The organism is Streptomyces sp. NPDC018693 (assembly GCF_044391385.1).
Classification (GTDB): domain Bacteria; phylum Actinomycetota; class Actinomycetes; order Streptomycetales; family Streptomycetaceae; genus Streptomyces.
Genome location: NZ_JBIRZZ010000014.1, coordinates 104946 through 124412, shown reverse-complemented (window position 1 = coordinate 124412; position 19467 = coordinate 104946). Strand labels below are relative to the sequence as shown.

At 71.7% G+C, this 19467-nt stretch carries 19 protein-coding genes; 10 read left to right on the top strand and 9 right to left on the bottom strand.

Annotated elements, in window-relative coordinates; translation table 11 throughout:
- The 4 genes from ACH5AC_RS30030 to ACH5AC_RS30015 are packed head-to-tail and all read right to left on the bottom strand — an operon-like array spanning position 1 to position 3579.
- On the bottom strand, positions 1-969 hold the full coding sequence (locus tag ACH5AC_RS30030) for an NADH-quinone oxidoreductase subunit H (protein ID WP_398865345.1): 969 nt from the start codon (positions 967-969) through the stop codon (positions 1-3).
- A complete protein-coding gene (locus ACH5AC_RS30025) occupies positions 966-2576 on the bottom strand; it encodes an NADH-quinone oxidoreductase subunit C (protein WP_398865344.1) in 1611 nt (536 codons plus the stop codon). The genes ACH5AC_RS30030 and ACH5AC_RS30025 overlap by 4 nt, the downstream gene beginning before the upstream one ends.
- Positions 2573-3184 carry an NADH-quinone oxidoreductase subunit B gene (locus tag ACH5AC_RS30020; protein ID WP_398865343.1) on the bottom strand — a complete coding sequence of 204 codons (612 nt, stop codon included), beginning with the start codon at positions 3182-3184 and terminating at the stop codon, positions 2573-2575. The genes ACH5AC_RS30025 and ACH5AC_RS30020 overlap by 4 nt, the downstream gene beginning before the upstream one ends.
- On the bottom strand, positions 3175-3579 hold the full coding sequence (locus ACH5AC_RS30015; RefSeq protein WP_398865341.1) for an NADH-quinone oxidoreductase subunit A: 405 nt from the start codon (positions 3577-3579) through the stop codon (positions 3175-3177). Before ACH5AC_RS30015 ends, ACH5AC_RS30020 begins: the two co-directional genes overlap by 10 nt.
- Before the next feature lie 230 nt (positions 3580-3809).
- On the opposite strand from ACH5AC_RS30015, the gene ACH5AC_RS30010 reads away from it, so the two are divergent.
- From ACH5AC_RS30010 to ACH5AC_RS29990, 5 genes are all read left to right on the top strand, one after another.
- Entirely contained in the window at positions 3810-5012 is a 1203-nt protein-coding gene (locus ACH5AC_RS30010) for a sensor histidine kinase (protein WP_398865340.1), read from the top strand.
- Between the two features lie 142 nt (positions 5013-5154).
- Positions 5155-6498 carry a sensor histidine kinase gene (locus ACH5AC_RS30005; RefSeq protein ID WP_398865339.1) on the top strand — a complete coding sequence of 448 codons (1344 nt, stop codon included), beginning with the start codon at positions 5155-5157 and terminating at the stop codon, positions 6496-6498.
- Between the two features lie 210 nt (positions 6499-6708).
- Positions 6709-7368 (top strand): LuxR C-terminal-related transcriptional regulator, encoded by a 660-nt coding sequence (locus ACH5AC_RS30000; protein ID WP_398865411.1) that lies wholly within the window; start codon positions 6709-6711, stop codon positions 7366-7368.
- A 149-nt stretch (positions 7369-7517) separates the two neighbouring features.
- Positions 7518-9446 carry a 2-oxoacid:acceptor oxidoreductase subunit alpha gene (locus ACH5AC_RS29995; protein ID WP_398865338.1) on the top strand — a complete coding sequence of 643 codons (1929 nt, stop codon included), beginning with the start codon at positions 7518-7520 and terminating at the stop codon, positions 9444-9446.
- Positions 9439-10488: a 2-oxoacid:ferredoxin oxidoreductase subunit beta gene (locus ACH5AC_RS29990; protein WP_398865337.1), complete on the top strand. Its 1050-nt coding sequence runs from the start codon at positions 9439-9441 to the stop codon at positions 10486-10488. Before ACH5AC_RS29995 ends, ACH5AC_RS29990 begins: the two co-directional genes overlap by 8 nt.
- A 27-nt stretch (positions 10489-10515) precedes the next feature.
- Here the strand turns inward: ACH5AC_RS29990 and ACH5AC_RS29985 are convergent, their stop codons facing one another.
- Entirely contained in the window at positions 10516-10920 is a 405-nt protein-coding gene (locus ACH5AC_RS29985; RefSeq protein WP_398865336.1) for a winged helix-turn-helix transcriptional regulator, read from the bottom strand.
- 89 nt (positions 10921-11009) lie between these two features.
- Here ACH5AC_RS29985 and ACH5AC_RS29980 point away from each other — a divergent pair, with 89 nt between their 5' ends.
- Both ACH5AC_RS29980 and rarD read left to right on the top strand, forming a co-directional pair.
- Positions 11010-11864: an SDR family oxidoreductase gene (locus tag ACH5AC_RS29980; protein WP_398865335.1), complete on the top strand. Its 855-nt coding sequence runs from the start codon at positions 11010-11012 to the stop codon at positions 11862-11864.
- Between the two features lie 153 nt (positions 11865-12017).
- Positions 12018-13001, top strand: coding sequence for an EamA family transporter RarD (rarD, locus tag ACH5AC_RS29975; RefSeq protein ID WP_398865334.1), 984 nt, complete (start codon positions 12018-12020; stop codon positions 12999-13001).
- On the opposite strand, the gene ACH5AC_RS29970 is transcribed toward rarD, so the two are convergent.
- Entirely contained in the window at positions 12977-13624 is a 648-nt protein-coding gene (locus ACH5AC_RS29970; RefSeq protein ID WP_398865333.1) for a CGNR zinc finger domain-containing protein, read from the bottom strand. The two genes, rarD and ACH5AC_RS29970, sit on opposite strands and share 25 nt — an antisense overlap.
- Positions 13625-13645: 21 nt before the next feature.
- On the opposite strand from ACH5AC_RS29970, the gene ACH5AC_RS29965 reads away from it, so the two are divergent.
- Entirely contained in the window at positions 13646-14119 is a 474-nt protein-coding gene (locus ACH5AC_RS29965) for a VOC family protein (RefSeq protein ID WP_398865332.1), read from the top strand.
- Between the two features lie 143 nt (positions 14120-14262).
- Positions 14263-15228, top strand: coding sequence for a M28 family metallopeptidase (locus tag ACH5AC_RS29960; protein ID WP_398865331.1), 966 nt, complete (start codon positions 14263-14265; stop codon positions 15226-15228).
- A gap of 16 nt (positions 15229-15244) precedes the next feature.
- On the opposite strand, the gene ACH5AC_RS29955 is transcribed toward ACH5AC_RS29960, so the two are convergent.
- Positions 15245-16864 carry a tetratricopeptide repeat protein gene (locus ACH5AC_RS29955; RefSeq protein ID WP_398865330.1) on the bottom strand — a complete coding sequence of 540 codons (1620 nt, stop codon included), beginning with the start codon at positions 16862-16864 and terminating at the stop codon, positions 15245-15247.
- A gap of 151 nt (positions 16865-17015) precedes the next feature.
- Here ACH5AC_RS29955 and ACH5AC_RS29950 point away from each other — a divergent pair, with 151 nt between their 5' ends.
- Entirely contained in the window at positions 17016-17600 is a 585-nt protein-coding gene (locus ACH5AC_RS29950; protein WP_398865329.1) for a flavodoxin family protein, read from the top strand.
- A gap of 12 nt (positions 17601-17612) precedes the next feature.
- Here the strand turns inward: ACH5AC_RS29950 and ACH5AC_RS29945 are convergent, their stop codons facing one another.
- Both ACH5AC_RS29945 and ACH5AC_RS29940 read right to left on the bottom strand, forming a co-directional pair.
- On the bottom strand, positions 17613-18491 hold the full coding sequence (locus ACH5AC_RS29945; protein ID WP_398865327.1) for an ABC transporter permease: 879 nt from the start codon (positions 18489-18491) through the stop codon (positions 17613-17615).
- Entirely contained in the window at positions 18478-19467 is a 990-nt protein-coding gene (locus ACH5AC_RS29940; protein ID WP_398865326.1) for an ABC transporter ATP-binding protein, read from the bottom strand. The genes ACH5AC_RS29945 and ACH5AC_RS29940 overlap by 14 nt, the downstream gene beginning before the upstream one ends.

The window sequence follows — 19467 nt, the reverse complement described above, 5'->3', positions numbered from 1 at the left end:
CTACTGGATCACCACCTTGACGATGCCGGTGAGGGCGATCTGGGCGAGGGAGAGGGGGACGAGGAGGGTCCAGGACAGCTTCTGGAGCTGGTCCTCACGCAGCCGGGGGTAGGTCACGCGCAGCCAGATGACGATGAAGGCGAGGACGGCCGCCTTCAGCAGGGTCCAGACCCAGCCGAGGCCGTCGGCGCCCCAAGGGCCGTGCCAGCCGCCCAGGAAGAGGACGGTGGTCAGGCCGCACAGGACGACGATCCCGGCGTACTCGGCGAGGAGGAAGAGGGCGAAGCGCAGGCCGGTGTACTCGGTGTAGGCGCCGAAGATGATCTCCGAGTCGGCGACCGGCATGTCGAAGGGGGGTCGCTGGAGTTCGGCGAGGCCGGCGACGAAGAAGACGATCGCGCCGGTGATCTGCCAGGGCAGCCACCACCACTCGAAGGCGTGCAGGATGCCGGGGAGGGAGACCGTGCCGGCGGCCATCGCCACCGAGGCGGCGGCGAGCAGCATGGGGAGTTCGTAGGCGAGGAGCTGGGCGGCGGTGCGCAGGCCGCCGAGGAGGGAGAACTTGTTGGCGCTGGCCCAGCCGGCCATGAGGGAGCCGAGCACGCCGACGCCCATCACCGCGAGTACGAAGAACACGCCGGCGTCCACGACCTGGCCGACGGCGCCCTCGCTCGGGCCGATGGGGATGGCGAGGATGACCAGGAGGTACGGGAGGAGGGCCACGGCCGGGGCGAGCTGGAAGATACGGCGGTCCGCGCCCGTGGGGACGACGTCCTCCTTCTGCGCGAACTTCACGCCGTCCGCGATGAGCTGGGCCCAGCCGTGGAAGCCGCCGGCGTACATGGGGCCGAGGCGGCCCTGCATATGGGCCATCACCTTGTGCTCGGTCTGACCGATGATCAGGGGGAAGGTGAGGAAGACCCCGAAGACGATCAGGAGTCGCAGGGCGACGTCGAGAGCGTCGTTCACGGCGTGCCTCCTGCGGGGTTCTCGGGGGTGGTGCCGGGATCTTCGGTGGCTGGGGTCGCCTCGGGGTCTTCGGTGCGTTCGGGCGCCGTGCTCGGCTCGTCCTCCTGCTCCGGCGACTCCTTGGACTGCGACACGGACTTCGACTGACTCGGCTCGCTCGTCGCGCTCGGCTCACTCCGCGGGCTCGGTTCGCCGGACCGGCTCGGCTCGCTCGGCTCCTTCGGCTCCGGCTCGTCGAACGCCGGGCGGGCGTGGTGCCAGGGCGCGTCCGAGCTGCGGGGCGCGGCCGCCGGGCGGCGGGGCGCGGCTGTCGGCTCGGGCGCGCCGGCCGTCCTGGCCGCGCTGGTCCTCTCAGCGGGTCCAGCCGACTCGCCAGCCCCGGTCGACTCGGCCGCCCTACTGGTCTCGGAGGCCCCAATCGACTCGACGCCCCCAGTTGTCTCGACAGGCCCAGTTGTCTCGGCAGGCCCACTGGTCTCGGACCCACTGGTCTCGGCAGGCCCATTGGTCTCGGCGGGCCCACTGGTCTCGGCAGGCCCGTTTGTCTCGGCAGGCCCGTTGGTCTCGAACGGCCCAGGGGTCCCGGGGAGCCCAGTTGTCTCGCCGCCCCCAGTCGACTCGGCCCCCCGGGCCCCCTCGGCGCGCTGAGAGGCCGAGCCCCCGCTGGCGCTCCGGGTGCGGCGGGGCCCGGCCGGTACGGCAGGGGTGGTTCCGGTGCCGGGCGCGGCGGTGCCCTCGGCGCGCTGGCTCGCGGAGCCTCCGGCCGCGCTGCGCGCGCGGCGCGGCCCGGCCGGGGCGGCTGGCGCCTCGGTGGCCGTTCCCTCCGGAGCCGAAGCTGAAGCCGACGCCGGAGCCGAAGCCGATGCCGGAGCCGAAGTCGGACCCGCGCCCGTCGTGGCCGCCCCCTGGCTGGCCGAGCCCTCCGCGGCCGTACGAGACCGCCGTACCGGCCGCTCCCCCGCGGCCCGCGGCCCCGCCGCGCCCGCACCGCGCGCCGCCGCCCCCGCACCGCGTGCCGGACGGGCAGGCGCAGGCGGGAGCTGGCCCTTCAGTGGGCCCCACTCGTTCGGGTCGGGGACGCCCGGGGGCAGCATCTGGCGGCGCTTGGGGCCGCCGTGCTCGGATTCGCCGGGTTCCTTGGCACCGGGCCACGCCTTGGCCACGCGGGCCGCGAGGACGAAGTCCTTGCGCAGGGGATGGCCCTCGAAGGTGTCCGGGAGGAGGAGGTGGTCCAGGGACGGGTGGCCTTCGAAGGTCACGCCGAACATCTCGTGGGTCTCGCGTTCGTGCCAGGTCGCGCCCGCGTACACGTCGACGGCCGACGCCAGCGCGGGCGCCTCGTGCGGGACGGTCGTACGGAGCAGGAGTCGCCGGACCGGGGTCAGCGCGACCACGTGGGCCGCGATCCGGAAGCCCGTGCCCGGTTCGTCGACCGCGCTCAGCCAGTCGAAGTAGGTGCAGTGCAGCTCGTCGCGGGCGGTGCGCAGGGCGGTCGTCCACGAGGCCGGCGGGACGTCGACCGTGAGGACGTCGTAGGACTCCTCGGCGGTGGCGTCGGGGCCGAACAGTTCCTCGGCGGGAGCGGGCAGCCAGCCGACCGCAGTCATCGGTCACCTCCGTCAGCGGACGGCGGCTTCACCAGCCCGCTCCGCAGCGCGCCCACCGACGGCCGCCCGGCGCCGGGGCCGTTGCCGTACCGCTCCCCCAGCGACTCCCGGGCGATCTTCTCCTGGAGCTTCAGGATCCCCTGGAGCAGCGCCTCGGGCCGGGGCGGGCAGCCGGGCACGTACACGTCGACCGGGATGATCTGGTCGACGCCCTTGGTGACGGAGTACGAGTCCCAGTAGGGGCCGCCGCAGTTGGAGCAGGCGCCGAAGGAGATGACGTACTTCGGCTCGGGCATCTGCTCGTACAGCCGCTTCACGGCCGGCGCCATCTTGTCCGTGACCGTGCCGGAGACGACCATCAGGTCGGCCTGGCGCGGGCCCGGCGCGAAGGGGATCACGCCGAGGCGGATGAAGTCGTGGCGGGCCATCGACGCGGCGATGAACTCGATCGCGCAGCAGGCGAGGCCGAAGTTGAACACCCAGAGCGAGTAGCGCCGACCCCAGTTCAGGACGACCTTCATCGGCTCCGGGGCCAGGCGGGAGAGCACGCCGAGCCTCTTCGGCTCGGGCAGCGGCACCGGCGCGGGGGTCGAGGGGTTCACGTCCATGTCAGGACGCCCTTCTTGTAGGCGTACAGCAGGCCCACGGCGAGGAAGCCGAGGAAGACGAACATCTCCACGAGCGTGGTCGCGCCGTAGCCGGGGGCGGCGAAGATCGTCGCCCAGGGGAAGAGGAAGATCGAGTCGACTGCGAAGATCACGTAGAGGAACGCGTAGACGTAGTAGCGGACCTGGGTGTGCGCCCAGCCCTCGCCGACGGGGTCGACGCCGCACTCGTAGGTCAGGAGTTTCTCGGGGGTGGGGACGACCGGGCGCAGCAGGCGGCCCGCGCCGAAGGCGACGGCGACGAAGAGCACGCCGACCACGGCGAGCAGTCCCACCACCGAGTACGACTGGAAGTAGTCCGCCGCGACGACGACCGGTTCGACGGTCGGTTCCCGCACGTCCGTCCCTCGCTCCCTGAAATCGACGGCATTGACGACATCGACGACATTGACGCTGTTCTCGATCGATCGACACTGTTCGACGATCTGTACGCACGGGAGTCTAGGCCCTGTTAAAGGCACGGTAAGCAGTCCGTCGCACGCTGAACCGCCGGGGTGGGGTTTTCCCCCGTCGCGGGCGGGCGCCGGCCTCATGGCGGAGCGGCCCGCCGCACGGCACGCTAGCCCATATGACCGCTTCCCCTCCCACCCCGCGCGGCGGCGCGACGCGGGGCGCCGACCGGCCGCTGCCCCCGCCCCGCCCGGCCTACGAACCGCAGACCTGGAAGGAGATCGTGCATCTCCTGGCGAACCTGCCGATGGCGCTGGCCGGGTTCACGTACGTCATGACGGTGATGTTCACCGGTGCCGCGCTGTCCCTGACCGTGATCGGCCTGCCGCTGCTGGCGCTGGGTCTGATGGGCGCGCGGCTGCTGGGCCGGGCCGAGCGGGCGCGGGCGCGGGCGCTTCTGGGGATGCGGATCGACGAGCCGAGCCCGTTGCCGCTGCGCCGGGCGGGCGGGCTTCAGTGGCTGTGGCTGGTGCTGAAGGACTCGGTGGGCTGGCGGACGATCCTGTACGACTTCATGCGGCTGCCCTGGGGGATCCTCACCTTCACGATCACCCTGACCTCGCTGTTCGTGCTGTGGCCGGTGCTGCCGTATGTGGCGCGCGGGCTGGCCAACGCGGACCGGGCGATGGTGCGGGGGCTGCTGTCGCCCTCGGACGAGCTGGAACGCCGTATCGCCGAACTGGAGTCCGATCGCGGGGTCGTGGTGGACACGGCGGCGGCCGATCTGCGGCGCATCGAGCGGGATCTGCACGACGGGGCGCAGGCCCGGCTGGTGAACCTGGCGATGGGGTTGGGGCTGGCGAAGGAGAAGCTGCTGGAGGGGCAGGCCGACGACGCGGTGGCGGCGATGGTCGAGGAGGCGCACGGCGAGGTGAAGCTCGCGTTGCAGGAGCTGCGCGACCTGGCCCGGGGCATCCACCCGGCGGTGCTGACCGACCGGGGCCTGGACGCGGCACTGTCGTCGGTCGCCTCGCGGTGCACGGTGCCCGTGAAGGTGACCGTCGACCTGGAGGCGAGACCGGCGGCGGCGATCGAGGGCATCGCCTACTTCACCGTCTCGGAGCTGCTGCAGAACATCAGCAAGCACAGCGGGGCACGGACGGCGTCCGTGGACGTGTGGCGGTCGGAGGACCGGCTGCTGATCCAGGTCGGGGACGACGGCCGGGGCGGGGCCAGCCTGTCCGGCGGCACCGGCATGCGCGGCCTCGCGGACCGCCTCGACGCCGTCGACGGCCTGTTCGTCGTGGACTCCCCGCCCGGCGGCCCTACGACGGTGACGGCGGAGCTTCCCTGGCGGGGCCGCGAGCGGCAGCCCCGGTAGCCCTCGACGGTGAGCCCTCGACGGGGGTGGGGAAAACCCCCGCCTCAAGACGCCGACGGACCGCATGTTCCGCGCGGGCGCCGACGAGGAGGGTGGGGGCAGGACAGCGGGGCCGCCCCACGAGCAGAAACGGACGACGGCGATGACCACGGAGACGGAGTACGGACACCACCCCTACCGGCCGGTCCGGGAACGCCGGTACCGGCTGCCCACCGCGCTGCGGGCGCCGGTCGAGGGGCGGGCCTGGCGGGAGCTGACGTATGTGCTGCTCAGCCTGCCGATCAGCATCGTGCTGTTCACCTTCGCGGTGACGATGACGGCGATGGGCGCGGGCCTGCTGGTGACGTTCCTCGGGGTGCCGGTGCTGGCGGCGGCGCTGGCCGGGTGCCGGGGCTTCGGGGCGCTGGAGCGGACCCGGGCGCGCGGGCTGCTGGATCTGGAGGTGGCCGCCCCGGAGGTGCTGCGCCCGCGCAGGAACAGCCCGATGGGGTGGATCGGGGCGGTCCTGCGCAGCGGCGCGTCCTGGCGGAGCCTGCTGTACGCGGTGCTGCACCTGCCGTGGGCGGTGTTCTCGTTCGGGGTGGCGGTGGCCTTCTGGACGGCCGGCTGGGGGCTTCTGACGTATCCGCTGTGGTTCTGGGTGCTTCCGATGCACGCAGGTCAGGACGGCATTCAGCTGTACGGCGACGAGCAGCACAGCGTCTATCTGGACAACCCGTTCGAGATCTCGGTGACCGCCGGGGTGGGGCTGCTGTTCACGCTGGCCACGCCGTGGATCGTACGGGCGCTGACGATGGTCGACCGGCTGCTGGTGCACGGGCTGCTCGGTCCGTCGCGGCTGGCGTCGCGGGTGGTGGAGCTGGAGTCGGACCGGGGGGTCGTGGTGGACACGGCGGCGGCCGATCTGCGGCGCATCGAGCGGGATCTGCACGACGGGGCACAGGCCCGGCTGGTGGCGCTGGCGATGGATCTGGGGCTGGCGAAGGAGAAGCTGCGGGAGGACCCGAAGGCGGCGGCGCGGATGGTGGACGAGGCGCACGGTGAGGTGAAGACGGCGCTGCAGGAGCTGCGTGACCTGGCGCGCGGCATCCATCCGGCGGTGCTGACCGACCGTGGCCTGGACGCTGCCCTGTCGTCGGTGGCCTCCCGCTGCACGGTGCCGGTGCGGGTCGACGTGGACCTGGTGGAGCGGCCTGCGCCGGCGATCGAGGGGATCGCGTACTTCACCGTCTCGGAGCTGCTGCAGAACATCAGCAAGCACAGCGGGGCACGGACGGCGTCGGTGGATGTCTGGCGGTCGGAGGACCGGCTGTTGCTGCAGGTCGTGGACGACGGGGTGGGCGGCGCGGACACCGCGGCCGGCTCGGGCCTGTCCGGTCTCGCGGGCCGGCTGGACGCGGTCGACGGCATCCTCCTGGTCGACTCCCCCGCGGGCGGCCCCACCCGGGTGACGGCGGAGCTGCCGTGGCGGGCCGTGGGCGTCTGACACCCCTGCCCGCTCTCGCACCCCTGCCCCCTCTCGCACCCACTGCCCGCCCTCGCCCCCGCTTCGCGCAGCCGGAAATAGGGGTTTCCCGGGTCTCGTTGACTTAGGTGCCCCTATTCCCGTTGTGCCGGCCCACCAAGGTCCTCAATGCTGGAATGCTGGACTTTGTCGAGCGTCGGGGCGGGGAGCCGGAAGATCGTGGAGGACAGGGTGCGGGTGGTCATCGCCGAGGACTCGGTGCTGCTGAGGGAGGGCCTGACCCGGTTGCTGACCGACCGCGGGCATGATGTCGTCGCCGGGGTCGGTGACGCGGAGGCCCTGGTCAAGACGGTCACCGAGCTGCACGCGGAGGGCTCGCTGCCGGATGTGGTGGTGGCGGACGTACGGATGCCGCCGACGCACACCGACGAGGGCGTGCGGGCCGCCGTACAACTGCGCAAGGCACATCCCGGTCTGGGGGTACTCGTACTCTCGCAGTACGTGGAGGAGCGGTACGCCACCGAACTGCTGGCGGGTTCCAGCCACGGTGTCGGCTACCTGCTGAAGGACCGGGTGGCCGAGGTGCGGGAGTTCGTGGACGCGGTGGTCCGGGTGGCCGAGGGGGGTACGGCGCTCGACCCGGAGGTGGTCGCACAGTTGCTCGGGCGCAGCCGTAAGCAGGACGTGCTCGCCGGGCTCACCCCGCGGGAGCGGGAGGTGCTGGGCCTGATGGCCGAGGGGCGCACCAACTCGGCGATCGCCAAGCAGCTCGTGGTGAGCGACGGCGCGGTCGAGAAGCACGTCAGCAACATCTTCCTCAAGCTGGGGCTCTCCCCGAGCGAGGGAGACCACCGACGGGTGCTGGCCGTACTCACCTATTTGAACTCATGAACCAGCCATTACGTGAATTCATGAACCAACCGTCCAGACTCATGAACCGGCGCGAAATCGTGCATGCCCTTACCGGACGTAGGGTGGATTTTGGGAGGGTCTGTGACAGACCCCTCCCCGACAGCCGCCTCTGAGGGAGGTCCAGTTCAGTGACCAGTCAGGTCAGCAGCCCAGCGGAGCAGACCGACGGAACCGTCGTGGGAGAGCAGCGCAGACCGGCCGCGGCGAAGGACGTACGCCGCCTCGACCGGGTGATCATCAGGTTCGCGGGTGACTCCGGTGACGGTATGCAGCTCACCGGTGACCGCTTCACCTCGGAAACGGCGTCGTTCGGCAACGACCTGTCGACGCTGCCGAACTTCCCGGCCGAGATCCGCGCCCCCGCCGGCACCCTCCCCGGCGTCTCCTCGTTCCAGCTCCACTTCGCCGACCACGACATCCTCACCCCGGGCGACGCTCCCAACGTCCTGGTCGCGATGAACCCGGCCGCGCTGAAAGCGAACATCGCCGACGTGCCGCGCGGCGCGGAGATCATCGTCAACACCGACGAGTTCACCAAACGGGCGATGCAGAAGGTCGGCTACGCCACCTCGCCCCTGGAGGACGGCTCACTGGACGGCTACCACCTGCACCCGGTTCCGCTGACCACACTGACCGTGCAGGCCCTGAAGGACTTCGCCCTCAGCCGCAAGGAGGCCGAGCGCAGCAAGAACATGTTCGCGCTGGGCCTGCTGTCCTGGATGTACCACCGTCCCACCGAGGGCACCGAGAAGTTCCTGCGCACCAAGTTCGCCCGCAAGCCGGACATCGCGGCCGCGAACATCGCCGCTTTCCGCGCGGGCTGGAACTTCGGCGAGACCACCGAGGACTTCGCCGTCTCCTACGAGGTCGCGCCCGCCGCGAAGGCGTTCCCGGTCGGCACCTACCGCAACATCTCCGGGAACCTGGCCCTGGCCTACGGCCTGGTCACGGCCTCCCGTCAGGCGGATCTGCCACTGTTCCTGGGCTCGTACCCGATCACCCCGGCCTCCGACATCCTCCACGAGCTGTCCAAGCACAAGAACTTCGGTGTGCGCACCTTCCAGGCCGAGGACGAGATCGCCGGCATCGGCGCCGCGCTCGGCGCGGCCTTCGGCGGAAGCCTCGCGGTCACCACGACATCCGGCCCGGGAGTGGCACTGAAGTCGGAGACCATCGGGCTGGCGGTGTCGCTGGAGCTGCCGCTGCTGGTCGTCGACATCCAGCGCGGCGGCCCCTCGACCGGTCTGCCGACCAAGACCGAGCAGGCCGACCTGCTGCAGGCCATGTACGGGCGCAACGGCGAGGCACCGGTCCCGGTGATCGCCCCGCGCACCCCGGCCGACTGCTTCGACGCGGCGCTGGAGGCCGCCCGGATCGCCCTGACCTACCGCACCCCGGTCATGCTGCTGTCCGACGGCTACCTGGCCAACGGCTCCGAGCCCTGGCGGATCCCGGAGCTGGACGAGCTGCCGGACCTCACCGTGCAGTTCGCGCAGGGCCCCAACCACACACTGGAGGACGGCTCCGAGGTCTTCTGGCCCTACCAGCGCGACCCGCACACCCTCGCCCGCCCGTGGGCGGTCCCGGGCACACCGGGTTTGGAGCACCGCATCGGCGGCATCGAGAAGGAGGACGGCAGCGGCAACATCTCCTACGCCCCGGCCAACCACGACTTCATGGTGCGCATCCGGCAGGCCAAGATCGACGGCATCGACGTACCCGACATCGAGGTCGACGACCCGGACGGGGCGAGCACCCTGGTCCTGGGCTGGGGCTCCACCTACGGGCCGATCACCGCCGCGGTGCGGCGGCTGCGCCGCGCCGGGCAGGGCATCGCGCAGGCGCATCTGCGGCACCTCAACCCGTTCCCGCGCAACCTGGGCGAGGTGGTGAAGCGGTACGACAAGGTGGTGATCCCCGAGATGAACCTCGGCCAGCTCGCCCTGCTGATCCGGGCGAAGTACCTGGTCGACGCCCACTCGTACAACCAGGTCAACGGCATGCCGTTCAAGGCGGAACAGCTCGCCACCGCGCTGAAGGAGGCCATCGATGACTGAGGCACTGAAGCTGGTCCCCAAGGCCGAGGCCAAGCAGTCCATGAAGGACTTCAAGTCCGACCAGGAAGTGCGCTGGTGCCCCGGCTGCGGCGACTACGCCATCCTCGCCGCCGTGCAGGGCTTCATGCCGGAGCTGGGCCTGGCCCGCGAGAACATCGTCTTCGTCTCCGGCATCGGCTGCTCGTCCCGCTTCCCGTACTACATGAACACGTACGGCATGCACTCCATCCACGGCCGCGCCCCGGCCATCGCCACCGGCCTCGCCTCCAGCAGGCGGGACCTGAGCGTATGGGTGGTGACCGGCGACGGCGACGCCCTTTCCATCGGCGGCAACCACCTGATCCACGCCCTGCGCCGCAACGTCAACCTGAAGATCCTGCTCTTCAACAACCGGATCTACGGCCTGACCAAGGGGCAGTACAGCCCCACCTCCGAAGTCGGCAAGATCACCAAGTCGACCCCGATGGGCTCCCTGGACGCGCCGTTCAACCCGGTCTCCCTCGCCCTGGGCGCCGAGGCGTCCTTCGTGGCCCGCACGGTCGACTCCGACCGCAAGCACCTCACCGAGGTCCTGCGCCAGGCGGCCGCCCACCCGGGCACGGCTCTGATCGAGATCTACCAGAACTGCAACATCTTCAACGACGGCGCCTTCGAGGTGCTCAAGGACCAGCAGCAAGCACAGGAAGCCGTGATCCGCCTCGAACACGGGCAGCCGATCCGCTTCGGCACCGACGGGGCGCGGGGCGTCGTACGGGACCAGCGGACCGGGGACCTCCAGGTGGTCACCGTCACCCCGGAGAACGAGGCGGACATCCTGGTCCACGACGCCCACGCCGCCTCGCCCACCACCGCCTTCGCCCTCTCCCGGCTCGCCGACCCCGACACCCTTCACCACACACCCATCGGTGTCTTCCGCAGCGTCGAACGCCCGGTGTACGACACACAGATGGCCGACCAGCTCGACACGGCCGTCGAGCAGCGCGGCAAGGGCGATCTGGCGGCGCTGCTGGCCGGCGGGGACACCTGGACGGTCGTCGGCTGAATCCGACCGTTCGACGAGGCGACAGTTCTACGAGGCCCGGGACCGCGCGTCCCGGGCCTCGTCGTACGCCTGGCGGGCCTTCTCGACCGCGTCCATGCGCACCTCGGTCCAGCGGGCCAGGGCGCGCACCTGCTCCGCGGCCTCGCGGCCGAGGTCGGTGAGGGAGTAGTCGACGCGGGGCGGGATGACCGGCTTGGCGTCGCGGTGGACCAGGCCGTCGCGTTCCAGGGTCTGGAGTGTCTGAGTGAGCATCTTCTCGCTGACGCCGCGGCCGCTCCCCCGGTTGATCGCCCGGCGCAGCTCGCTGAAGCGGTGGGGGCGGTCGAGCAGCGTGATGAGGACGAGGACGCCCCAGCGGCTGGTGAGGTGCTCCAGAACCAGGCGGTACGGGCACATGGCCTCAGCGGAGGAACCCTGCTTGCTTACTGCCATACCAGTACCTTACTTCAAAGTGGGTACTTTCGCTTAGTTAGCGCCTCTCCTAGGGTTAGTGGCCGAGCCACCCCACAAGGAGTTGTGAAATGAGCATCGTCGTCACCGGAGCCACCGGAAAGCTCGGCCGCCACGTCATCGGGCAGCTGCTGGACAAGGTCCCGGCCGAGCAGGTCACGGCCGTCGTGCGCGACGAGGCGAAGGCCGCGGACCTCGCGGCACGCGGGGTGAAGCTCGCGGTCGCCGACTACAGCAGTCCCGAGACCCTCGACGGCGTGTTCGCGGCCGGCGACAAGGTGCTGCTGATCTCCGGCAGCGAGGTCGGCAACGACCGGGTCGGCCAGCACAAGGCCGTCATCGACGCCGCCAAGGCCGCCGGGGTCGCACTGCTGGCGTACACCAGCGCGCCGGGCACCCTGACGGCCGCGCTCGCCGACGACCACCGCGGTACCGAGGAGCTGCTGCTCGCCTCCGGCCTGCCGTACACGCTGCTGCGCAACGGCTGGTACCACGAGAACTACACCGAGAACCTCGCCCCGGTGCTGGAGCACAACGCCGTGGTCGCGGCGGCCGGCGAGGGCCGGGTGTCCTCCGCCTCCCGCGCCGACTACGCGGCCGCCGCCGTCGCCGTACTGACCGGCGAGGGCCACGAGAACCAGACGTACGAGCTGGGCGGCGACGAGGCGTGGAGCTTCGCCGAGTACGCGGCCGAGCTCAGCCGCCAGACCGGCAAGGAGATCACCTACAGCCCCGTCCCCCTCGACGCCTTCGTCTCCATCCTGACCGGCGCCGGCCTGCCCGAGCCGTTCGCGCAGATCCTCGGCGGCGTCGACGTCTCCGTCGAGAAGGGCGAGCTGGTCGTCACCTCCGGCGACCTCTCCCGTCTGATCGGCCGCCCGACGACCCCGGTCTCGGAGTCGATCACGGCCGCGCTCAAGGGCTGAACTCCCCCGGTTGCCCTTGGGCACACCCACACCCCCGGCCGTCATGACCGTATAGCGATACGGACATGACGGCCGGGGGTGCTCGGCGCTACCTTCGACCGACGCGCGTGTGCGCGAGCGCGCGGATGCGCGGGAGAACCAGAAGGAGGGGCCGTGGCCGGAGCGTCCAGGGGCGAGCAGCGGATAGGTCTGCTGAACGGCTTCGCGGCCTATGGCATGTGGGGGCTGGTCCCCCTCTTCTGGCCGTTGCTCAAGCCGGGCGGGGCGGTGGAGATCCTCGCCCACCGCATGGTGTGGTCGCTGGTCTTCGTCGCCGCGGCGCTGCTCTACGTACGGCGCTGGAGGTGGGCAGGGGAGCTGCTGCGGCAGCCGCGCCGGCTTGGGCTGGTCGCGGTGGCGGCCGCCGTGATCACGGTGAACTGGGGCGTCTACATCTGGTCCGTGAACGCCGGCCATGTGGTCGAGGCGTCGCTCGGCTACTTCATCAACCCGCTGGTCACCATCGCGATGGGTGTGCTGCTGCTGAAGGAGCGGCTGCGTCCGGCCCAGTGGGCGGCGGTCGGCATCGGTTTCGCCGCGGTGATCGTCCTGACCGTGGGCTACGGCCGCCCGCCGTGGATCTCCCTCGTCCTGGCCTTCTCCTTCGCGATTTACGGACTGGTGAAGAAGAAGGTCAACCTCGGCGGAGTGGAGTCGCTGACCGCCGAGACGGCCCTGCAGTTCCTGCCCGCGCTGGCCTATCTGCTGTGGCTGACCGAGCGCGGCGAGTCGACCTTCACCACGGAGGGTGTCGGGCACGCGGCCCTGCTCGCCTCGACCGGCGTGGTCACCGCCCTCCCGCTGGTCTGCTTCGGCGCCGCCGCGATCCGCGTCCCGCTGTCCACACTGGGGCTGCTGCAGTACCTCGCACCGGTCTTCCAGTTCCTGCTCGGTGTCGTCTACTTCCACGAGGCCATGCCGCCCGAGCGCTGGGCGGGCTTCGCGCTGGTGTGGCTGGCGCTGACGCTCCTCACCTGGGACGCGCTGCGCACCGCCCACCGGACGGCCCGCGTCCTCAGGGCGAAGACCGCGCCCGCGATGCCGGCCGCCGACGTACGGGAGGCCGACCCGGCTCAGTCCGCGCCGGGCCGCCGCTGAGCCCCGTCGGCGGCGGTCTCGCGGGCCCGGTGGGCGCGTACCTTCTCCCGGTTGCCGCAGTGTTCCATCGCGCACCAGCGGCGGCGGCCCGGGCGTGAGGTGTCGACGAAGAGCAGATAGCAGTCGTGGGCCCCGCACTCGCGGATGCGGTCGGCGTACGGCCCGGTGAACAGGCCGATCGCGTCGCGGGCCAGTGTGCCGAGCAGGCGGGTGCCGGTGGCGCCGGGGGCCCAGGCGTGGCTGCCGTCGGCGGTGAGGCGGGGGACGAGCGAGGGCTCGGCGGCGGCCGCGTTGATCACGTCGAGCTGCTCCGGCCGGGCCGGGCGGCCGTGGGCGCGATCGGCGGTCAGCAGGAACAGGGCGTCCCGGAACTCCCGTATGCGCGCCAGCTCGCCGTAGTCCACAGCCAGTTCCAGCCCTTCGGGGAGCCGGCTGCGGGCGGCCCAGCTGATCACGTCGGCGGGCTCGTGCAGCATCTCGTGGCGCGCGAAGGCGCCCGGACCGCCGGTGGTCAGCAGCTCCAGACAGAGCGCGCCCGGGTCGAAGCGGTAGGGCTTGCCCTCGTACGAAAGCAGCGTCAGCCCGGGGGACCGTTCCGGCGTTTCCCTTGCCCACTCGCGCATGTAACCACTATAAGCAGTTACATGACGCAGACGCAGAACTCTCCCGCCCCGCTGCCCTGGAAGCTCGTCATCGACTGCGCGGATCCGCATGCCCAGGCGGACTTCTGGGCCGCCGCGCTGCACTACGAGGCCGAGGACAACAGCGCACTCATCGAGCGGCTGCTCGGCATGGGCGCGCTGCCGGGCGCGGCCACCGTCGAGTACCACGGCCGCGCCGCCTTCCGGGACCTGGTCGCCGTACGACACCCCGAGGACCCGTACGACCCGGACAGCGGCACCGGGCTGGGGCGGCGGCTGCTGTTCCAGCGGGTGCCGGAGGCGAAGACCGTCAAGAACCGGCTGCACCTCGATCTGCACGTCGGCGGGGAGCGGCGCGCGGCCGAGGTCGAGCGGCTGACGGCACTGGGGGCGAGTGCGCTGCGGGAGGTGAAGGAGCAGGGCGGCGAGTGGGTGGTGATGGCAGATCCCGAGGGGAACGAGTTCTGCGTGCAGTGAGGCACTGTCGCCCGAACGACCTGTCCATATAGCACTCTTGACGGAGAGTCAGCTTCAGCTTCACCATCCAGGCACCCCATTCACGCGGGCCCCCCGGCGAGCGACCCTCGCCGGGGCCCCACCGGAATCCGGAGCCCCCCACCATGAAGCTCTCCGTCTCCGGGCGGGCGTCGGCCGCCGCCGTCGTCACGGCCGCCCTCACCCTGCTCGCCACCGGCTCCCTCGCCGGCACGGCACCCGCCGCCCCGGCCCTCACCGCCCCGGCCCTTGCCGACGCGCCGGACATACCGCTGGCGAACGTCAAGGCACACCTCTCCCAACTGCAGTCCATCGCCACCGCCAACGGCGGCAACCGCGCGCACGGGCGGGCCGGTTACCGGGCCTCGCTGGACTATGTGAAGGCGCGGCTGGACGCGGCCGGATACACCACGACGATCCAGCAGTTCACGGCCTCCGGCCGCACCGGCTACAACCTCGTCGCCGAATGGCCCCACAGCCGGTCCGACCAGGTCGTCATGGCCGGCTCCCATCTCGACAGCGTGACCGGCGGCCCCGGCATCAACGACAACGGCTCCGGCTCGGCCGCCGTCCTGGAGACAGCGCTCGCCGTGGCCCGCGCGGATCTGCGGCCCACCCGGCAGCTGCGGTTCGCCTGGTGGGGTGCGGAGGAACTGGGGCTCGTCGGGTCGCGCTACTACGTCAACCGGCTGTCCTCGACGGAGCGTTCACGCATCAGCGCCTATCTGAACCTCGACATGATCGGGTCGCCGAACCCCGGCTACTTCGTCTACGACGACGATCCCACGATCGAGCGAACGTTCAAGGACTACTTCGCCGGCCTCGGCGTCCCCACCGAGATCGAGACCGAGGGCGACGGCCGCTCCGACCACGCGCCCTTCAAGAACGCCGGGGTGCCGGTGGGCGGCCTGTTCACCGGGGCCGGCTACCTCAAGACGGCGGCACAGGCCGCCAAGTGGGGCGGCACGGCGGGCCGGGCCTTCGACCGCTGCTACCACTCGTCGTGCGACACCAGCGCCAACATCGACGACACGGCCCTGAACCGCAACGCGGACGCGCTGGCGTACGCGGTGTGGACCCTGTCGTCGTAGCCGCCCGGGCCTCGCGTCATCCGCCGGGCGTGGCGGCCGACTTCCGGGCGGCCCGCTCGGCCAGGCGGAGCATCCGGGCGCGGGCCGACTCCAACTCCTCGACGTCGTCGGCCGCGGGGCCCTCCTCGCCGGCCAACGCCGTCCACAGGCCGAGCAGTTCATTGCCCAGGTTCAGCCCCTGGAACGGGTCACGCACCGCCCGCCAGGCGGCCGCCGCGCTCTGTACGTTGCCGTACGCGGCCTCGGCGTCACCGGACCGGCGGTGGATCCCGGCCAGGTCGAGGGAGATGTGGAGGGCGCGCACCGGATCGTCCGCCAAGTAGGCGATGTACGCGGTGAGTTCACGCAGCCGGAGCACCTCGGGGTGCTCCGGCCCCAACGTCCCGGACGCCTCGACCACGGTCCGCTCCGCGATCCGCCCCGCCTCATCTATCCGCCCCACCCGCACGGCCTCATTGACCCGCGCCACGGGCTCCCCGAGCACCGCCGGACCACCGCCCTGCCCGCGCCCCCCGACATCGACCCCCTCCCCGGCAAGCACAGCCTCGGCCACAGCATCGAAGCCGCGAGCGGGGGTGGGGGTGGGGGTGGGGGTGGGCTTGGGGTCGGGGTCGAGGCCGAGAACGAGGGCGGATTCGGGGGCGGGGGCTGGCCTTGGGCCGGGACCGAGAGCGGATACGGAAGCGGAGGCCGGCGTGGGGATGGGGGCAGCGGCGGGCTCGAGGCCGGGGCGGAGGGTGGACGCGGAAGCGGAGGCCGGCGTGGGGATGGGGGCAGCGGCGGGCTCGAGGCCGGGGCGGAGGGTGGACGCGGAAGCGGAGGCCGGCGTGGGGGCGGACGTGTGGGCAGGGTCAGGGCTGGACGCGGACGTGACCCTGGTCTGGGTGATCTTGGGCGCCGGGGCGGGGGCGGACCCTGCGGCGGACCCGGGCTCGGGTGCCGGGGCAAGGGCAGCCCCGGGCACAGGCCCCGGCTCGGGCACGGGCACGGCCATTGCGCCCAGGGCGGATTCGGCGGCGAGGGCGGGCGCGGGGTCCTCCGCTGGGGCCGGTACCTCCACTGGTTCCGGCGTCGCGTCCATCCGTGGCGGCGGCCCGAAGACGCCGATCGGGGCCATGGCCGTACCGGGTGCCGCAGCCGCACCCCCACCCGGAGCCGCACTCACACTCGGGCACGCAGGGAGCGCGCGCTCCGCGACCGCACGCCCGCCCGTATCCGAAGCCGCACCAGGAGCCGCGGCCGTACCCGAAGCCGCCACCCCCGCGGGCTCCGCCCTGGGCACCGCACGCGAGCGGAAGGCAGGGGCGGAGTCCGGTGTCGGCCTGGTCGCCTCCTCCAGGGCGCCCATCCGCACCGGCTCCCCCGTGAAGTGGCTGGCGCCGTCGGTGTCGACGCGGAGGGGGACGACGTAGCCGATGCGGCTGTCGTGGACCGTGGCGAGGACGGGGTGGCCGGTGGCGAGGGCGATGCGGTGGAGGTGGCGCAGGACGGCCTGGTGGATGTCGGCGTCGTCGGACGCGCCGACCGGCATGCCACCGATCGTCGCCCCGGCCGTCCCCGCTCCGGGGACACGCACGTCGAGCGGCACCACCACGGCCGCCGCTTCCCGCTTCTTCTCGGGGCTCAGTCGAGACATCGGTTCCCTCACACTCGTACAGGTACCGTCGAGTCTCTCCGCTTCCCCCCGATACCCGCGTCACCACGACGTCACAGCCTCGTTCCAGACCCCCCAACCCCTATTGATTGCGTATGCATATAGTATGTGGATACAAGGATTGGGGGACTCCATGACCACCCGCCGCTTCCTGTTCGTGCTCGGCAGCAGCCGTAGCGACGGCAACACCGAACTCCTCGCCCGCCGGGCCGCCGAGCAGCTACCCGCGGAAGTGACGCAGGAATGGGTGGATCTGACCGAGCGTCCGCTCCCCGACTTCGAGGACGTGCGTCACGACGGCGACCATGACCGCCGCACCGAGGGCGAGACCGCACGCCTCCTCGACGCCACACTCGCCGCGACGGACATCGTGATCGCCTCGCCGCTGTACTGGTACTCGCTGTCCGCCCAGACCAAGCGCTACCTGGACCACTGGTCGGCCTGGCTGCGCACGCCGGGCGTCGACTTCAAGGCGACGATGGCCGGCCGCACGCTCTGGGGCGTGACCGCGCTCGCACACGAGGAGTTCGAGGTCGCCGCCCCGCTCATCGGCACACTGAACCACTCGGCCGCGTACATGGGGATGCGCTTCGGCGGGGTCCTGCTCGGCAACGGCAGCAAGCCCGGTGACGTGCTGAGGGACACGGAGGCGCTGGCCCGCGCCAAGACGTTCTTCGCACAGGAGGCACCCCTGGCCCGTTTCCCCTACGAGGTCTGAGACGAGCCCCGATCAGGTGCTGATGTCCTTGGTCGTGAAGCGCGCCCAGGCCGCCGAGCCGAACACGGCCGCGTAGAGGGCCTGCAGGCCGAGGTTCTTGCGCAGGTCCTCCCAGTGGACGGGGTCGCGCATCAGGTCGGCGAAGGACAGCCAGTGGTGCGGGAAGAGATACGGGTGGATCGTGTGCAGCTGCGGTATCTGATCGACGATCTGCACAGTGATCAGCAGGCCGACGGTCGTCGCCATCGCCGCGATGCCGCTGTTGGTGAGCGTGGAGACGAACAGGCCGAGCGCCGCCACCCCGAGCAGGGACGCGGCGACGACCAGCGCGATCAGCAGGGCTCTGAGCAGCCCCTCTCCCAAGGCGATGCGGGTGCCGGAGATGGTGGTGAGGTCGCCCAGCGGGAACAGCAGCGCCCCGACGGCGAGGGCCGAGGCGGCGACGACGAGGGTGGCGACCAGACAGAAGGCGGCAGTGGTGGCGAACTTGGCGAGCAGCAGCCGGGTCCGCCCGGCCGGGGCGACCAGCAGATAGCGCAGGGTGCCCGCGTTCGCCTCGCCGGCGATCGCGTCGCCCGCGACGACCCCGACCGCCATGGGCAGGAAGAACGGGAGGGTCGCGGCGAGCGCGGTGAACACCAGGAACAGGCCGTTGTTGGTGACCTGCGCCATGAACGCCGGGCCGTCGCCCCTGTGTCCGCCGCCCGAACCGCCACCGTCCGACTCGATCTTGATGGCGATCCCGACCAGGACGGGCACGGCGGCCAGCACACCGAGCAGCGCGACGGTGCGCCAGCGCCGCAGGGTGACGACGAACTCGCTGAGGAAGAGCCCGAGCGCCCAATGGGGCCGCGGCCTCACCGTGACCTCGGCCGTCTCAACCCGCGACATCGAACCCCTCCCCCGTGATGGCCACGAACGCGTCCTCCAGGGAGGCCCGTTCCACCCCGAACCCGCGCACCCGCACCCCCGCCTTCACCAGCGCGGCGTTCAGCTCGGCGGGCTCCCGTTCGGGCGGCTCCCCGGTGACCCGTTCCTCTCCCTCCGCGACGACCACATCGCCGACCCCCTGCTCCTTGAGCACCCGGGCCGCCTCCGCCGTGTCCGGGGTGGTGACCACGAGCCGCCCCCGCGCCCGCGCCGCGAGGTCGGTCACCGCGCCGTGGGCGAGCAGCCGGCCCCGGGCCATCACCGCGGCGTGCGTGCAGACCTGCTCGATCTCGTCGAGGAGGTGGGAGGAGAGGAAGACGGTGGTGCCGTCGGACGCCAGCTCCCGCACCAGGGCCCGGATCTCACGCATGCCCTGCGGATCCAGGCCGTTGGTCGGCTCGTCGAGCACCAGGAGCCGGCGCGGCTGGAGCAGGGCGGCCGCGAGTCCGAGCCGCTGCTTCATGCCGAGCGAGTAGGCGCGGGCCTTCTTCCCTGCGGCGGCCGTGAGTCCGACGCGCTCCAGCGCCGCCCCGATCCGGGCGCGCCGGGTGCGTGGGTCGGCGGTCGGGTCGGCGGCGTCGTAGCGCAGCAGGTTGTCCCGGCCGGAGAGATGGCCGTACAGGGCGGGTCCCTCGATGAGGGCGCCGACCTGTGGCAGTACGGTGCGGGCGGCGCGCGGCATGGGCTGCCCGAGCACCCGCGCCGAGCCGGAGGTCGGCTCGATCAGCCCCATCAGCATGCGGATGGTGGTGGTCTTGCCGGAGCCATTGGGGCCGAGGAAGCCGAAGACGCTGCCGCGCGGGACGGTGAGGTCGAGGGCGTCGACGGCGAGCTGACCACCGCGGTAGCGCTTGGTCAGCGCGCGGGTGTGGATGACGTCGTCGCGCCCCTCACCCTCGACCTCGTTCTCGGCCTCGCCCTTGGCCTCTTCCTCCAT

Excerpts from the sequence above, each read along its gene's own strand:
- ACH5AC_RS29985 (WP_398865336.1), bottom strand. The coding sequence starts at position 10,920 with ATGGCAGTAAGCAAGCAGGGTTCCTCCGCTGAGGCCATGTGCCCGTAC.
- ACH5AC_RS29965 (WP_398865332.1), top strand. The coding sequence starts at position 13,646 with ATGACGCAGACGCAGAACTCTCCCGCCCCGCTGCCCTGGAAGCTCGTC.
- ACH5AC_RS30005 (WP_398865339.1), top strand. The coding sequence starts at position 5,155 with ATGACCACGGAGACGGAGTACGGACACCACCCCTACCGGCCGGTCCGG.
- ACH5AC_RS29990 (WP_398865337.1), top strand. The coding sequence starts at position 9,439 with ATGACTGAGGCACTGAAGCTGGTCCCCAAGGCCGAGGCCAAGCAGTCC.
- ACH5AC_RS29955 (WP_398865330.1), bottom strand. The coding sequence starts at position 16,864 with ATGTCTCGACTGAGCCCCGAGAAGAAGCGGGAAGCGGCGGCCGTGGTG.
- ACH5AC_RS29960 (WP_398865331.1), top strand. The coding sequence starts at position 14,263 with ATGAAGCTCTCCGTCTCCGGGCGGGCGTCGGCCGCCGCCGTCGTCACG.
- ACH5AC_RS29940 (WP_398865326.1), bottom strand. The coding sequence starts at position 19,467 with ATGGAGGAAGAGGCCAAGGGCGAGGCCGAGAACGAGGTCGAGGGTGAG.
- ACH5AC_RS29950 (WP_398865329.1), top strand. The coding sequence starts at position 17,016 with ATGACCACCCGCCGCTTCCTGTTCGTGCTCGGCAGCAGCCGTAGCGAC.
- ACH5AC_RS30020 (WP_398865343.1), bottom strand. The coding sequence starts at position 3,184 with ATGGACGTGAACCCCTCGACCCCCGCGCCGGTGCCGCTGCCCGAGCCG.
- ACH5AC_RS29970 (WP_398865333.1), bottom strand. The coding sequence starts at position 13,624 with ATGCGCGAGTGGGCAAGGGAAACGCCGGAACGGTCCCCCGGGCTGACG.
- ACH5AC_RS30010 (WP_398865340.1), top strand. The coding sequence starts at position 3,810 with ATGACCGCTTCCCCTCCCACCCCGCGCGGCGGCGCGACGCGGGGCGCC.
- ACH5AC_RS29945 (WP_398865327.1), bottom strand. The coding sequence starts at position 18,491 with ATGTCGCGGGTTGAGACGGCCGAGGTCACGGTGAGGCCGCGGCCCCAT.
- ACH5AC_RS29980 (WP_398865335.1), top strand. The coding sequence starts at position 11,010 with ATGAGCATCGTCGTCACCGGAGCCACCGGAAAGCTCGGCCGCCACGTC.
- ACH5AC_RS30025 (WP_398865344.1), bottom strand. The coding sequence starts at position 2,576 with ATGACTGCGGTCGGCTGGCTGCCCGCTCCCGCCGAGGAACTGTTCGGC.